The 15,283-nt window shown below is 62.8% G+C and carries 7 protein-coding genes; 2 read left to right on the top strand and 5 right to left on the bottom strand.

Features of this window, described 5'->3' with window-relative positions:
• Window positions 1-2: 2 nt before the first annotated feature.
• The 3 genes from JSS27_14820 to JSS27_14810 all read right to left on the bottom strand — a co-directional run bounded on the left by JSS27_14820 (window position 3) and on the right by JSS27_14810 (window position 6,161).
• A complete protein-coding gene (locus JSS27_14820) occupies window positions 3-1,280 on the bottom strand; it encodes a DUF1501 domain-containing protein (protein ID MBS0210218.1) in 1,278 nt (425 codons plus the stop codon).
• A 37-nt stretch (window positions 1,281-1,317) separates the two neighbouring features.
• Complete coding sequence (locus tag JSS27_14815; protein MBS0210217.1) at window positions 1,318-4,758, bottom strand: DUF1553 domain-containing protein; 3,441 nt, start codon at window positions 4,756-4,758, stop codon at window positions 1,318-1,320.
• A 593-nt stretch (window positions 4,759-5,351) separates the two neighbouring features.
• Window positions 5,352-6,161, bottom strand: a complete 810-nt coding sequence (locus JSS27_14810) for a DUF1080 domain-containing protein (GenBank protein ID MBS0210216.1) — start codon at window positions 6,159-6,161, stop codon at window positions 5,352-5,354.
• 223 nt (window positions 6,162-6,384) lie between these two features.
• On the opposite strand from JSS27_14810, the gene JSS27_14805 reads away from it, so the two are divergent.
• A complete protein-coding gene (locus JSS27_14805; GenBank protein ID MBS0210215.1) occupies window positions 6,385-7,206 on the top strand; it encodes a glycerophosphodiester phosphodiesterase in 822 nt (273 codons plus the stop codon).
• Between the two features lie 149 nt (window positions 7,207-7,355).
• Window positions 7,356-9,965: a phospholipase C, phosphocholine-specific gene (locus JSS27_14800; protein MBS0210214.1), complete on the top strand. Its 2,610-nt coding sequence runs from the start codon at window positions 7,356-7,358 to the stop codon at window positions 9,963-9,965.
• A 158-nt stretch (window positions 9,966-10,123) separates the two neighbouring features.
• Here the strand turns inward: JSS27_14800 and JSS27_14795 are convergent, their stop codons facing one another.
• Window positions 10,124-11,401 (bottom strand): DUF1501 domain-containing protein, encoded by a 1,278-nt coding sequence (locus tag JSS27_14795; protein ID MBS0210213.1) that lies wholly within the window; start codon window positions 11,399-11,401, stop codon window positions 10,124-10,126.
• A gap of 32 nt (window positions 11,402-11,433) precedes the next feature.
• Complete coding sequence (locus tag JSS27_14790) at window positions 11,434-15,180, bottom strand: DUF1553 domain-containing protein (protein ID MBS0210212.1); 3,747 nt, start codon at window positions 15,178-15,180, stop codon at window positions 11,434-11,436.
• Window positions 15,181-15,283 lie beyond the last annotated feature (103 nt).

The following is a 15,283-nucleotide window of genomic DNA, read 5'->3' as shown; positions in this document are numbered from 1 at the left end:
CTTTAACCGAACAGCGCCGCGATTGGATTGCCGCCGTCGGTGATCGGCACCGGGCGGCCGGCTTGGTGCAGCTCTTTGCTCGGGTCGATGCCGAGCGCGGCGTGGACGGTGGCGTGGAAATCGGGAATCGAAACCGGATTTTCGACGATGTCGTGCCCAAGCTCGCTCGTGACGCCGTAAGCGCCGCAGTGCTTCAATCCGCCCCCGGCAAGCACCAGACTGAACGCTGTCCCTTGGTGTCCACGTCCGCCGCGGTTGTCGAACTCCGCGGGACGCCCAAATTCGGTTCCGACGGCGATGAGTGTCTTGTCGAGCAGGCGCTTGCTTTCCAGATCGCGAATGAGCGCCGACAGCGCGGTATCGAGTTCCTGAATCAGCAGGTGTTGATTCCGCTGGCCTTCGAAATGAGTGTCCCAGCCGGTGCCGTTAATGAAGTTGAGGTTGTGCGAGACCTCGATGAAACGAACGCCGGCTTGCGTGAGCCGGCGAGCGAGCAGACAACGTCGGCCGAACTCGCCGCCGTAGTCCCGAAGTATCGCGGTGGGCTCTTCGTCGAGCTTGAAATTGCGCATGAACTTTGGACCGGCCCAACGGCGCGCTTGTTTCTGAATCTCGGTGTAGTGAGCCAAGGCGGCGCCCCGCGTCTCGCTCGGCGACGACTCCGCCAGCCGAGCCCGACGGGCGACTTGCGCCGCCGAAAGACCGTCGGGCTGCGTGAAGCCGGCCGGGCCGCTTTCCGTGTCGACGAGATAAACCGGTGCATAGCGAGGACCGAGAAAGCCGGGTCCGCGACTGACGTTCGGATACCCGACGAGCATATACGCCGGCACGTCCTCCGAGGCTGCGCCGCGCTCGTGCGCGACGATCGACCCAACCGACGGATACGTCACCGTTCCGCTGATCATGCGGCCGGTGTGAACCATGTTGGTCGCAAATGCATGCTCGTCGACGATGCGATGGTTCACGGTGCGCACGGCCGTCAGGCGGTCGGCGACCTGGGCTGTCTGAGCCAGGTGCTCGGTGAACCGCACGCCGCGCACCGCCGTGTCGATCGAGGCATAGTCGGAGCCGGCGACTTTGGGCGCCGAGCGCGGGTTGCCGCGCCGCTTCGGGTCGAACGTGTCGATCTGCGCCATCCCGCCGCCGAGCCAAATGAAGATGCAATGCTCGGCCTTGCCGCGCATGGCATTCGGTCGATTCGAGGAAGCGAGCGACGGAGCGCCGAGCGCCGAGCCGGCGGCAACAGCGGCGCTATGAGCGAGGAACTGACGACGATTCATGGCAAGTCGATCTCGATTTGGGCAGACAAGAAGTTTGTCAGCGGATGAACAACCATTCGGGCCGAGTAAGCGTATGCCAGATGAGATCTTCCAAGCGCTCGCGCCAGTCGGCCGCAAGCCGCTCCGTCGGCGCGTCGCCGCGGCGAGCCGCGGCTTCGAGTTGCCCGGCCAAGGCGTTCGCCGGACCGTCCAGATGGTTCGACCAGGTGACGAATTTCGGCCGCACGCGCTTGCCGGGCGCACGTTGCGGCAGCTCGACGCGGCGCTCGGCGAAGCCGGGGCCGAGCAATTCACGAGCCGCGGTACGCTCCGGATCGCTCGGCTCGCGCGTCAGCAAGCGCAAGTACAAAGAAGTGATGAACGCGTCGAGCGACTGGTCCTGAAGCGCCAACCGCGTGAGGCCGTGATCGTCGCTAAGTCGCACGCACCATCCGGCCATCGCGCCGTTGGCCAGCACCGCGGGTTGCAACACGTTCGGATCGCTTTCACGAAGCGTGACGGGCGATTGCCGCGCCCCACGCCAGCCGAACGTCTCCATGACGGTAATCACCGCCTGCACGCGCGGCAACGTCAGGCTCGGCCGGTCGCGCTCGTTCGAGGTCGAGGTCAGCATCCAGGCGCGGCGCGCTTTGCCGAGCGAGGGCATATTCGAGATGCCGTCGAGATCGAAGCAAAGCTCCTCGACCTCGAACGGCTTGCCCGTTGTCGCGAAGTATGAGTCGACGATTTGTTCCGCCGTCATCCGCCGCGGGGCGGGCGCCACGAAGAGCGGCTCGACCTGCTCAAGCTCCTGCGACGAGGCTCGCTGATAGGCGTGCGAACGCATGATGATGCGCGACACCGCCTTCAGGCTATAATCGGAGCGAACGAATTCGCGGCCCAGCCAACGCAACAGCGCGGGGTGCGTCGACTCGGACTTTTCCCAATCGCCCGGATTGCTCACCAAGCCTCGACCCATCAATCGCTGCCAAACACGGTTCGCAGTCACTTGGGCGAAACGCTCGTTCTGAGGCGCGGTAATCGAGGCGGCAAGAAGACCGCGCGTGTTTTTCGGATCGGCCGCCAACTCCGCGGCGATCGTGTCGTCGCAGAAACGCGCAAACGGCCAAGCCGGCTCGACGGTCGTATTCGGCTTGAGCGTCACTTGAATCAAAGCTTTGCGTCCGCCTTCGTGCAGCTTGTCGGTCGGCACGCTGCTGGTCGCGGGGACTTTGACCGGCCCTTTGTTGAGCAGGGCGGCCAACTCGAACAGATCTTTCTGCTTCGATTCGTGCAAGGGAGCGTCGTGGCACCGCGCGCACTTCATCTCGATGCCGAGGAAGGCCGAAGCGAGAATGGCCCCTTTCTCGGCGAGCGGGGCATCGTTCTGTCCGGCGACCGCAAAACCGGCCGGCCCGCCGACGTTCCGGCTGCCTCCCATGCTCACCAACTCGGTGACGAACGCATCCATCGGCACGTCATCGCGCAGCGCTTCGTAGATCCACCAGCGGAATGGACCGGTATTGTTCAGGCTGCCGGAGAGCAAGTTCGGGTTCTCGGCAAGCACGTCGAGCCAGTAACCCATCCAGTGGTCGGCCCAACGCTCGTCAGCGAGCAGCCGGTCGATCGCGTTGTCGCGGCGGTTCTTCGGTGCATCGGCCAAGAAAGCGGCGATCTCGTTCTCGCTCGGCGGCACGCCGACAGTGTCGAGCGTTGCGCGGCGCAGGAACGTCAGGTCGTCGGCCAACGGAGTCGGCTTCAAAGTCGTGACCTGAAACTCCGGCCAACTGGCCCCCTGCTCGATCCAAGCTTCGAGCAAGGTGATCTCTTGCAGAGTCAATCGATCGCCTGCGGGAGGCATCGCCAGATCCGCGTCGGCGCTGCGCACGCGATGGAGCAGGGCGCTCGCGTCGGGCTTGTGCGGCGCGACGGCCGATCCGTCGGATTCGCCCCCTTGGAGCGCGGAAGCGAGTTCGTTCAACCGCAACCCACCCTGCGCTTTGCCCCCTTGATGACAACTGTAGCAACGGGCTTCTAGCAGCGGTTTGATGTCGCGAAAGTAGTCGGGGCCTTGCCGACCGGCTTGGTCGTAAGCCGGCGCGACCTCCCCGATTCGCGCGCCGAGAAAGCGATCGACCTCGTTGAGCGCCGGCATGCCCTGCGGCAACGGAGGTACGGCCGTTTCGGGCGTCGCCGCGAGCCAAGCCTGTGCCGCCTTGCGACGCTTGGCCCAATAGTCGGCCTGCTCTTGGCGCTTGGCCAACCGGCTCTCCGTGTTGATGCGGTCGAGGTTCTGGCGGCGTTCCGCTTCGTAGACAGCCCAGCCGGCGTCGGTGTAAGGCACATGGCGGCCGGACGGAGAGAGCAACCGCCAACTGCTTTCACCCTCGCGCGACCACGCGACCACGGTTTCGCCAAGGCCGGGGCGGACGGTGCCGAAGACGGTTTCCATGACGACCAGGTGCGGCTTATCGCCCGCCGATTCAAACTCGCACCACGTTTCGCGATTGCCCGGCGGTGCGAAGCGGAATTCGGGCCCAAGATCGAGATAGTCGTCTTGCTCGGACGTCAGATGATGCCCGTTGAGGCTCGCCGGCATGAGCGGCGTATCGAGGAGCTGCTTGCCGTCGACGATCAATCGCGAGACGCCGCGCGCTCGTAGGAGCAGCCGATGTCGGCCTTTGGGCAGCGACACCAGCGCCGAAGCGCGCAGGAGCGTCGTCGCAGGCGGATCAGCGCGAACGCCGCCGGCCTGATAGACTTGCGGCAACGCGAAGAATCCAAAGGCGGCTTCGGTCGTCACTTCCGCGACGGGTGGCGGAGCGTCGGGCCATTCGCGACGGCCGGGGACGCCCGCGGTGCAGAGTTCCACTTGGACTCGCCCCGGCGCAACGTCGGCACGCTCGATCGGTGGCAGCGGCGGCCGAATGGCGTAGAGCGTTTCGATTTCGTCGGACTTGAGCACGCGGCGATGCAAGATCAGCGAGTCGAGTCGGCCGAGGAAACAATGCTTGTCGCCGCCGCCGATGCAGAGATCCCCCTCGCGCTCGACTGGTCCGCGTAGGGTCTTGTTCTCCCACTTGCCAGAGAAGAGTTGCATGCGGCCGTTGACGTAGAGCATGACGCTCGTCGGGTCGCCGAACGTGTAGGTCACCGCAATGTGATGCCAAGTCAGGCCGGCGAGGGAGATCGTGCCGCTCCACCATTGATGTCGCGTGGGGGCCGCCGACGGCTTTTCCGACTCGGCCGCGAAGCACAGTCCGACGCGCATCGAATCGGGTCCGAGCCGTTCGATCGTGAGGCCGTAGTTGAGGTTGTCATCGTTGCGACCGGCGCGCTCGGGGCTCCCCTTGGCGAGGAGAAATACCGGCTTCTTTTCCGGCATCGGGCCGGGCGCAAGCCAGAAGTCGAACGTCATGGAGTCGCCATGCCGAAACCGCGGTGCGTTCTCGTGGGCGACGGTCAGCGTATCGACCGGCGAGCCGAACTCCGCAGCCATGTTCCTTGCGTCGAACAATGGATGGACCGGCGATCGCGGCCCCGGCGCGCGACGCTGCCACTCGCCCAAAGAATCTCGGCCGTCGAAACGCCACGCCGCTGCGAGGGCGGGCTGACGCCCCTCGGCAAAGTCGCCCGGTTGCGAAACGTCGGCTCGCACGGGTAACGACAGAAACGCGGCGCAAAGCATTGCGGCGCAAGCCGAACGCCATCGAAGAAGCTGGAACATGCGGTGGGGCATTGGGCGTGGCGGGGATGAAGGGAGGGAAACAGGGGGAAGCGGCAACGGAGCAAAGAGCTCAACCTAAGTTATTCCATATCCGAGCGCGGAACCTTGTCGAAAAGCATGTTTTCGGGACCGTCTAAGACGGGCTTGGCGCCGGCGAATCGGGCACGCACGTCTGCTGACCCACTAAGCTTTTGCCGCCGTGGGAGGCGTCGAGACTGAAAACCGCTGCCCACGGCTAGATCGACTACAGCGTAGGATCCCAGACCTTAGGATTTGCGTGATCTCTCCTATGCGTCCACGGCACACAATCGCAGGAAACTTTTTGAATCGTTTGTCCAAGCTGGCTCGGTCGTTACGCGGGAAGGTCATTCCAGCGGCGTCAGTACGATGTTGCGGACGTAGAGTTCCGCGCCTTCGGTCTGGATCAAGATCTTTCCTTTTGTCAGGCTTAGCCCGGTCGCCTTGTTCACGACTTTGCCGTTCACCAGATAGGTGACCGTATCGGCTTTGGCAATACACTCCACCTTCGTCCATTCGCCCAGCGGGCTTTCCACGTCGTTCTTGCCGCGAATGCCGGCCACGTCTTTCCAATCGGGGTCGCGGCCGTACCAATTCAAGCGCCCGCTGTTTACCCATGTCGACGGCTCGGCCCCCGGCTTGTAGACGCGTTGTTTGCCCTGCATGGCCACTTCCGCGGTGACGGAAAGATCAATCGGATTGCCGGCGTCGTCTTTTTTCGTGGCGTTGACCACAAGCAGATCGCCGGTTCCTCCTTCGATGATTTGCAACTCGTAGCTCGTCATCCACGGTCCAGGTTCGTTAGGCCCGACGCAGTGGAGCAGCACGCCGCTGTCGCGCGATTTGTCTTTCCGTTTGCCGTAGGTCGGCCCGCCCCACTTGTACTCCAGCGTCAGGTGATAATTACCGTAGGCCTCTTTGGTGACCATGCCGCCGAAGTAACCGATGTCGTCCTTGCCTCCGGCAATTTTGACCATGCCGTCGACGACCGTGAAGATACCGGGATTTTCGTAGCCTGTCTCGACCGTGTAAGTGTACCAACCCGTCAGGTCGCGACCATTGAAGAGCGGGATCGCCTTGCGAGAAGCGGCGGGCTCTTGAGCCGATGCGGCATAGGGCGCGACGCAGACGAGGAAGATTGCAAATGACTTAAGCATGAAAACGGCTTCTCAATGGTGCGGTGGTTGTTGAAGCAAAAAACCGACGGCGCGACGTGCCTGTTTGGTCGCAGCCGTCCGTCGATTGTACTATAGTAAGCCGTCGTGGGCACCCCGCTGGGCGTCGGCGAATTCGCTTGCGTGACTTGGCGTCGATCCGGGTTAGGCTACCGTCCGCAACCGACAAAATGCCTTCTTCGCATTTTTGAAGCGAACCAGGATTATGATTAGAACCACCTTTCTTAGCCAAGTCGCCTTCGTTATTGCCGCATGGATGTCTCTCGGCACACTGCGTGCAGACGAAAAAACGCCGTTCCATTTCGCTCACCGTGGTGGAGCGTACGAGTTTGAAGAGAACACGCTCTTCGCATTCAAGAGCAGCTACGAAAAGGGTATTAGGGGGTATGAGCTTGATGTGCGCTTGACCAACGACGGCGAACTGGTGGTTCTGCATGATGATTCGCTGGATCGGACTCATCACGGCAAAGGGCCGGTCGAACACTTAAACGCAGACGAAGCCAGAAAGGTTCGTTCCAGGAAGCAGAACGAGCCGCTGCTCTTCCTGGACACACTGCTTGCTTACTTGAAGGACAAGCCCGGCATGTATGTGGAGTTCGAGATGAAGACCAGCAACAAGGAGCTTTATCCAGATTCCCGTATTACCAATTATGCCGCCAAGCTGCATCAAAAGGTCACGGCATTCGTCCCGCAAGGATCGACTTATATTTTCACCTCCTTCGACCAGCGCCCTCTGAAGGCAATCAAGCAGATAGACGCCAATGCTGACATCATGCTGATCAAAGGCGGCCCGCTGACCCCGGAACTGATGGAGGCGGCAAGAGCCATCGGCTCCAAAAGAATCGCGGCAAAAATGGAAGGCACAACGCGTCTGGCTGTGCTGGAAGCCCAAAAACAGGGGTTCATTGTGACCGGCTGGCCGGGCCACAATCTCAAAGATTACTTCCTTGGGCTCGGCCTGGGCGTGGACGCCATCTGCAGTGACGTCCCGGTACAAGTACAGGAATACATCGACCGCAAAAAGTAAGGCCGCTCTGATTGATCCCAGCGCACGCCCCACTTCGCTCTCCCTTAGAGTTGGTGGATTATCGCCCGGTGTATGTAACCCTTTTGCCCTCCCGGCTCCGCGTCTCCTTTGGCGGCCGATTTCACCCGCCTCCCTGACCACACACACCTATGGGCACTCGCCGCGACTTCATCAAAAAGGCCATGCTGCTCTCCGGAGCGATGGGCTGGAACGGTTCCACGTTCGAATCCATCGCCAGGGCGGCGGCCATCGATCCGGCGCCCGGCAGCACCTATGCGGACGCCGAGCATGTGGTGATTCTCATGCAGGAAAACCGCTCGTTCGATCACTGCTTCGGCACGCTCAAGGGCGTGCGCGGTTTCAACGATCCGCGCGCGATGCGGCTCGCGAACGGCTACCCGGTCTGGTTGCAGAGCAACGCCGCGGGCGAGACATATGCGCCCTTCCGCTTCGACATCCGTGGCACGAACATCACCTGGCTGGGCGACACGCCGCACTCGCGTTCCAGCCAAGTGGATGCGCATCATGACGGCAAATACGATCGCTGGATCGACGCGAAGAAAGTCCGACGCACAGGCGCCGAGCACATGCCGATGACGATGGGCTATTTCACACGCGAGGATGTGCCATTCAATTACGCGTTGGCCGACGCCTTCACGGTTTGTGACCAAAACTTTTGCTCTGCGATGACCAGCACCACGCCGAATCGGCTTTACCTTTGGTCCGGGACGATTCGCGGCGAGCAGAACGGCGACGCGAAGGCCTACATTCGCAACGACGTTCCCTATGGCGAGGCGCACTGGACGACCTTTCCGGAGCTGCTCGAGAGGCACGACGTCTCCTGGAAGGTATACCAAAACGAGCTCACCGCCGGCGGGGGATTCTCCGATGAAGAACGCCGCTGGCTCTCCAACTTTGGGGACAACCCGCTGGAGGAACTCTCGCAGTTCAACGTGCGCTTTTCCCCGCGCTATGTCGCGAGACTCAAATCGCAGACTGAGGAATTGCCCGGCGAGATCGCGAAATTGAAGGCGGTGCTCGCGAAACCGCTGCCGGAGGCTGGCGGAACGGCGGCAGCGAAGAAGGCATTCGACAAGGCGCAGCAGGCGCTGGAAAAGTCGAAGAGGGACATCGCCAAAAAGGAAGATGTGCTCCGCCAGGCACGAGAGGAGTTGAAGAAATGGAGCCGGGAAAACTTCGAACAGCTCAGCAACGAAGCGAGGAATCTTTACGAAAAAGCCTTCAGCACGAATCTGGGCGATCCCGACCAGCATCAGCTCGCGAGCCTGAGCTACGAGGCGAACGGCGAGAAACGCGAGTTAAAGATCCCCAAGGGCGACATCCTCCACCAGTTCCGCCAGGACGTGAACAGCGGCCGTCTTCCCGCCGTGTCGTGGCTCGTGGCTCCGGCAAACTTCAGCGACCATCCTTCGACGCCCTGGTATGGCAGTTGGTATGTCTCCGAGGTCATCGACATCCTGACGAAGAATCCCGAGGTCTGGAAGAAGACCATCTTCATCCTGAACTATGACGAGAACGACGGTTACTTCGACCACATCCCGCCGTTCACCGCGCCTGACCCGGCAAAGCCCGAAACCGGCAAATGCTCGCCCGGCATCGACACGGGCGTCGAATACATCCGCCGCGAGCGGGAGCTGGCGCACGGCGTCGCGGAGAACGAAGCGCGCGAAGGCCCGACGGGCCTCGGTTTCCGCGTGCCCATGATCATCGCGTCGCCGTGGAGCCGCGGCGGGCGAGTCTGCTCACAGGTATTCGATCACACGTCGGTGTTCCGCTTCGTGCAAAACTGGCTGGGTAAGAAAACCGGCAAGCAAATCGCGGAAAACACCATCAGCCTGTGGCGTAAAACGGTGTGTGGCGACCTCACATCCGCGTTTCGTCCGTTCGATGCGAGCGCAGACCAGAAGCTCGCCACGCTGGAGAAGACGCCGTTCATCAAGGGCATCCACGACGCCAAGTATCAGCCGTTGCCCAGCAATTACCGGATGTTGACGGCGGAGGAAATCGCGAAGACAGCGGACGATCCACGCACTTCGCCGCATCTGCCGCAACAAGAACACGGCGTGAAACCGTCAAGCGCACTGCCCTACCAGCTTTATGCCGATGCGCGCTTGAGTGACGATCGTAGGACGCTGGTCGTCGGGCTGGAAGCGCGCAATGAAGTTTTCGGCGCACGCTCCGCCGGATCTCCCTTCAACATTTTCACGCCCGCCAAATACGCCGCCACTAACGCTGATGGAAAGCAGGCCGCCTTCGAGCACGTGGGCAGCCGGTCCTACGCCGTCATCGCCGGTGACCGCCTTACCGACTCCTGGCCTGTGGCGTCCTTTGAAAATGGGCTCTATCACCTTTGCGTGAGCGGCCCCAACGGCTTCTACCGCGAGCACCGTGGCAGCGCGCACGATCCCGCGCTGGTCATCGAGTGCGATTACGAGCGGACGCCCGCCGATGCGAGCAAACTCACCGGAAAGATCCTGCTGCTAGTCAGATCTACCGACGCGCGGAAATCCTACGACGTGACTTTCAAGGACCAGGCTTATGGCGCCGAACCGATACGCCAGACCATCACCGCGGGAAGCGCGCCGACGAGAATCCTGATCGATCCGTGCCGCGGTCAGGGCTGGTATGACTTCAGCCTTCTCGTACAGGGGTTCGAGCAGTTTGAGAAACGTCACGCCGGCCGTGTCGAGACGGGCGCCGACGGAATCACCGACCCATACATGGGCCGGCTGGTTTGAAGAACAGAACTGAGCCGGCGGATATGACCACGGGCGATCGCCTGTTCCAGGAAACAAAACTGCTCCCGCTTTTCTTCATCGGGACTGACGCGCGTATTGAGTTGCATTGACTTAAGCTTGGGACAAAATCGGAGGTTGCCGTCGAGCGGGTGCTTGCCTCAGCCAAACAGTTCTTTGATCGGCGCCCCTTGGTCGGTGATCGGCACGGGGCGGTCGCCGTCGTGGAGGTTGGCGCGGTAATCGACACCGACGGCGGCGCAGATGGTCGCGAAAAAGTCGGGCACGCCGACCGGATGGGCGACGATCTTCTTGGCGAGATCATCCGTCTCGCCCCAGGCGCCGCGGTGTCGCAGGCCGCCTCCGGCCAGCACGCAGGTGAAGGCACTCCCCTGATGTCCGCGACCGCCACCACCGTCGAACTCGGGCGGACGGCCGAACTCGGTGGTAATCACGATCAGAGTCTTATCAAGCAGACGCCGCGCTTCGAGATCGGCGATCAGGGCGGCGACGGCGCTGTCGAGTTCCTTGATCAACTCGTGCTGTTTCAAAATGCCCTGGTTGTGCGTGTCCCAGCCGGTGCCGTTGAGGAAGTTCAGGTTGTGCGAGACCTCGACGAAGCGGACCCCCTGCTCGACGAGCCGGCGGCTGAGCAAACAGCGCTGCCCGAACTCGCCGCCGTAGCGCTGGCGGAGGTCACCGGGCTCCTGGTCGAGTTGGAATACGCGGCTGAAGGCCGGGCCACTGAACTTCAGGCTTTGTTCGATGGCGGCATCGTAGCTTTTTAGTTTCGAGTCTTCGGTCAGCGGGGCCGCGGCCTGCATGGCGGCGCGAAAACGGCCGCGACGCTCCTGGCGCTCCGTGCTGATATCGGGCGGACGGGAGAGACCTGCCGGGCCACGGCTGGTGTCGGTGAGGTAAAGATAGCCGGACTGCGCGCCGAGGAATCCTGGGCCGCGGGTGACGTTCGGGTAGCCGATCAGCACATAGGGCGGCGCGTCGCCGGAGGCGGAGCCGCGCTGGTGAGCAATGATGGAGCCGATCGAAGGATAGCTGATGGTGCCGCTGATGGGGCGGCCGGTGTGCATGCGGTTGGTGGCGGCGGCGTGCTCGTCGATGACGTCATGATGCACGGTGCGCACCGCCGTCACCCGTTCCATCAGCGGCGCGAGTTTGCCCAGATGCTCGCACAGACGGATGCCGGGAACGGCCGTGTCGATCGCGTCGTAGTAGGAGCCGGCCTTTTTCGCCGCGGGGTCGCCGCGCCGTTTGGGGTCGAAGGTGTCGGTCTGCGCCATGCCGCCGCCGAGCCAGATGGAGATGACGTGCTCGGCCTTTCCCTTGATGAGCGCCGGTTCCGGGGCGGCCATGAGCGGGCGAGAAAAGAGGGCCGCACCTGCCAGTGAGGCGGTGGATTGGAGGAAGTGTCTGCGGTGCATCGAGAAAAAGGGGTTCATAATAATCCGCGGGTTCAGGGAATCCACACGAATTCCCGGTCATTGATCACGCTCCAGACGAGGTCTTCGTAAACCTCCCGCCATGCGCCGCGCAGACGGGGATCGGCGGGCGGTCCTTGCCGGACGCGCTTTTCCACCTCGAGCTGGATGGAGTTGGCCTCGGGGCTGACGTGGTTCAGCCAAGTCACCTGCGGCAAAGGCTCAGCTACTCTGGGCGCTGCTTGTTCGTCCGCCGGAACGAGCCGCGTCTCGAATCCTTCGCGAAGAGCCGGCAGAAAGGCATCGCGTTCCGCAGGGCGCGGCTTGCGGCTCAGGAACCGCAGGAAAATCTCGTCAATGAGCGCGTCGGGGGACTTCGCCTTCACCGCGAGATCGGCCAACTCGCTGCGCCACGAGGCGCGTGACAGCGACTGCACCAGTGTGCCGTTGGCGAGGATGCCGGGTTGCAAAAGGTTCGGGTCCGTGGCGCGCTCGAAGATGGGCATCTGCCGCGAGCCGTTCCATCCAAAGGCTTCCAGCACGTCCACGGTCGTCTGCGCGTGAGGCAAGGCCAGGCTTGGGCGGTCGCGCTCGTTGTTCAGGCTGGCAAACATCCACGCGCGGCGCGGCACGCCGAGGGTTTGTCTCTTGTCCAGCGCATGACGGCCATCGTGGACAAAGGTGATTTCCTCGGAGTCAATCGGTTTTCCGGCGGCGGCGTGCAGCGAATCCACGATCTCTTCGGCAGTCAGGCGGCGGCGGCCCGGCGCGCTGAAAAACCGCTCGTTCGCCGGCAGCGCGGCAAGGTTTTCCACGGTCGGCTCGCGTTGATAGGCAGCGGAGGTGGTGATGAGCCGCATGAGATGCTTGGGATCGTAACCGTGCGCCGCGAAATCACCGGCCAGCCAGTCGAGCAGCTCGGGGTGGCTACCCTCGCGGCCTTCCCAGTCGTGGGCAGGTTCGACAAAGCCAGACCCCATAAGCCGTTTCCAAACGCGGTTCACGAAGAGCCTCGCAAAGCGCCGGTTTTCCGGTGAAGTAACGAGGGCGGCAAAACGCTCCCGCGTGTCCTTCGGATCGTCCATCAGACGGTCGATGCGGCTGCCATCGGCCGCACCAGTAGCGGCGGCAAAGGGCCAGTAAGGCGCGATCGGTTCGTCGGGCTTGAGTGTAACGTGGATGAGCGATTCGCGTCCCTTCTTCTCGAAGAATCCGGCCGGCACCCGGCTCGTAGCGGGCACGGTCACCGTCTTGCGCGAGAGCAGCGCCGCCAGCGAATACAAATCGCGCTGCGTGGTGCTGTGGTAGGGCGAGTCGTGACAGCGTGCACACTGCAATTCGATACCCAAAAATGCGGCGGCGATGATGTGCCCCTTGGCGGCAAAGGGGGAGTCGTTTTCTCCCGCCAGCGCGAAACCCGCGCTGCCACCCCGGCCAACGTCCCCGCGCATCATCATTAGTTCGGTGACGATGCGGTCGAGCCCCTTGCCATCGCGCAGGGCATCGAACAGAAACCAGCGAAATGGACCGGTGCTGTTGAGCGAGGCGTTAATGAGCGTGGGATTCTCGGCCAGCAGGTCCAACCAGTCGGCCATTTGGTGCTCCGCCCAACGCTCGTCGGCGAGCAAGCGGTCGATCAGGCGGGTTCGCTTGTCGACCGCCCGGTCGTCGAGAAAAGCCCGGACTTCCGCAGCCGTCGGGGGCAGTCCGATAAGGTCAAGGCTCGCGCGGCGGAGAAACGCCTCATCGCCGACGACGGCGGTTTTGGCGAGACGCTCGGCGGCGACCGGCGCGGCCGGCCAAGCGGCGCCGTCGCGAATCCACTTCTCCAGCGCGGCTATCTGCGCCTTACTTAGCCTTTCTCCCGATGGCGGCATGACGATGGAGTCGTCGGCGGTGCAGAGGCGCACGATCATCTCGCTGGCGTCCGGTTTACCTGGCACAATCGCGGGGATCTCCGAATCACCCCCGCGCAGCGCCGCCGCACGCGAGTTCAGCTTCAGCCCGCCTTGATTTTTTTCGCCGTGGCAGCGGAAGCACTTTTCCTGGAGGATGGGCAGAATGTCCTTTTGGAACGCGCCGGAGTCGCTGGAAGCCGCGGCGTTCGAGGCCAAGGCCGCTTCGATCTTGGCATCGATGAAGGCATCGATCGGGTGTCCGTCCCTCAATGGCGAGGGGGGAGGATTCTGCATCACCCATTCCCGGGCAATGGCATGCCGCCTCTTCCAGAACGCATCGCGAGACCGCACCGCGGCCCGACGGTTCGTATCATCGAGATCGGACAAGGCGGTTTCCAACCGTGCAAGAACGGGCGCAACGGCGGCATCCGTCAGAGGCAAGCCGGGCTCGTCCCCAGCGCGGAGAACGGAAAACGACTTCCCGTCCTCCGTCTCGATGGCCACGCACACCTCGCCTGTTTCGGTGCGCTGGTTTTTACCACCGACGACCACTTCCAAAACGACGCGCGACGGGCCTTTCCGCGAAAGCTGCGCCGTGCCAAACACTTCCTGATAATGATAGTCCTTCACCCGCAGCCCCGGCAGCGGCGGCTCCGCCAATGGGGTGACGAGATCATGTCCATTCGGCGTGCTCGCATCCGCCGGCTTCGTTTCGGCGATCATTGCCCCATCCACCCACAGCCGTGCCAGCGCACGCGCGCGGAGGAGAAAGCGTCGCGATCCCTGGGGCAGTTTCACATCCGCCGACAGCCTGAGCATCAGCGGTGCCTTCCAGTCCGAGCGGATGCCCCAATCGTCATAGCGCAGCGGGATGCGCGGCAGCAGGAAGAGATCGCTCATCCAGCGCTCGGTCTCCGCCGGTCGCTCCGCCGTGCCGGGCCAGCGGTTGAAGGCGGGCAATCCCTCGCTGAATTGCACGAGCACCTTCCCGCCAGCGATTGGCCCCAGCTCGGGCATCTCCGCCTTCTCGGGCACCACGACGAGCGGGCCGCCCCTTCTCTGGAAACGACCGGCCATCTCCCGATCGGAGACGCGCTGGCGGTGAATGGCCACCATGTCGATCAGGCCGATGAGGCTGTTGCCAGCGTTGCCGTTCAGTGACGTGCCGATCCATACATCATCATCATCCACCACGGGCGGATCGGTGGTGGGGCCGTCCACATCCCATTTTCCCACTGTGGGCTGCCCGTCAATCCAGCCCTTGATGGTCTCCGGTTTTCCAAACTCATAGGCCACCGCCACGTGATGCCACCCCGCGGCAATCTGAAACGCCGCGTCCGAGGTCCAGCGATGCCAGTGAAAGGTTCGCGCGTCCGAGTTGCTGGTGAAAAGAAAACTCAGCGCCGCCTGCCCGTCCGCCGTACCGACGACTCGTAGCGACCAGTTTTGATTGTCCTTGCCGAAGCTCGGCGAAAGCGTGCGCCCCTTGCCGATGATGTAGGCGGGCTGCCCCGTGCGCAGCGACTCGACCTTGATCCACGCCTCGAGCGTGATTACGTCGCCATTGGTGAATTTATAAAAGCTCTGCGGGCCCGGGTCTTTGATCTCGAAGCGCGCGCCGTAGCCCTGCAACTGCACCGCCGTGTTGTCCGCGTCCAAGTTCGGAAACTCCGGCGGTCGTGGCCCCGCCTGATCGCGCACGACGCCGCCCCGCGAAATCAGCGACCCCAACTCTTCGGTTCCGAAATCGAAGCGCACGGTTTGCGGTGAATCGGCCGCCCAGGCATCCGAAACGAAAGTCCCCGAAAGAAACCCGAGGGCTGCCAGAAGCAATGCGCACAAGGTTCTGCGGTCGAAGAACCAGGAGTTGTGTCGGGGGGGCATAGGCGTTGATGGTGTCAGGACGCGGTACGCACGCATTGTAGCATTTCCGGAGCGACGCGCGCGACGTCCTAAGCGCAACGTAATTGATTACCGTCTTACGCCG

The organism is Planctomycetota bacterium (assembly GCA_018242585.1).
GTDB lineage: Bacteria > Planctomycetota > Planctomycetia > Pirellulales > PNKZ01 > JAFEBQ01.
Note: the sequence above shows the minus strand (reverse complement) of the source record. Positions and strands in the feature narration are given on the sequence as shown.

Coding starts and splice junctions, on each gene's coding strand:
- JSS27_14820 (MBS0210218.1), bottom strand. CDS start 1,280: ATGAATCGTCGTCAGTTCCTCGCTCATAGCGCCGCTGTTGCCGCCGGC.
- JSS27_14815 (MBS0210217.1), bottom strand. CDS start 4,758: ATGGCTGCGGAGTTCGGCTCGCCGGTCGATACGCTGACCGTCGCCCAC.
- JSS27_14810 (MBS0210216.1), bottom strand. CDS start 6,161: ATGCTTAAGTCATTTGCAATCTTCCTCGTCTGCGTCGCGCCCTATGCC.
- JSS27_14805 (MBS0210215.1), top strand. CDS start 6,385: ATGATTAGAACCACCTTTCTTAGCCAAGTCGCCTTCGTTATTGCCGCA.
- JSS27_14800 (MBS0210214.1), top strand. CDS start 7,356: ATGGGCACTCGCCGCGACTTCATCAAAAAGGCCATGCTGCTCTCCGGA.
- JSS27_14795 (MBS0210213.1), bottom strand. CDS start 11,401: ATGCACCGCAGACACTTCCTCCAATCCACCGCCTCACTGGCAGGTGCG.
- JSS27_14790 (MBS0210212.1), bottom strand. CDS start 15,180: ATGCCCCCCCGACACAACTCCTGGTTCTTCGACCGCAGAACCTTGTGC.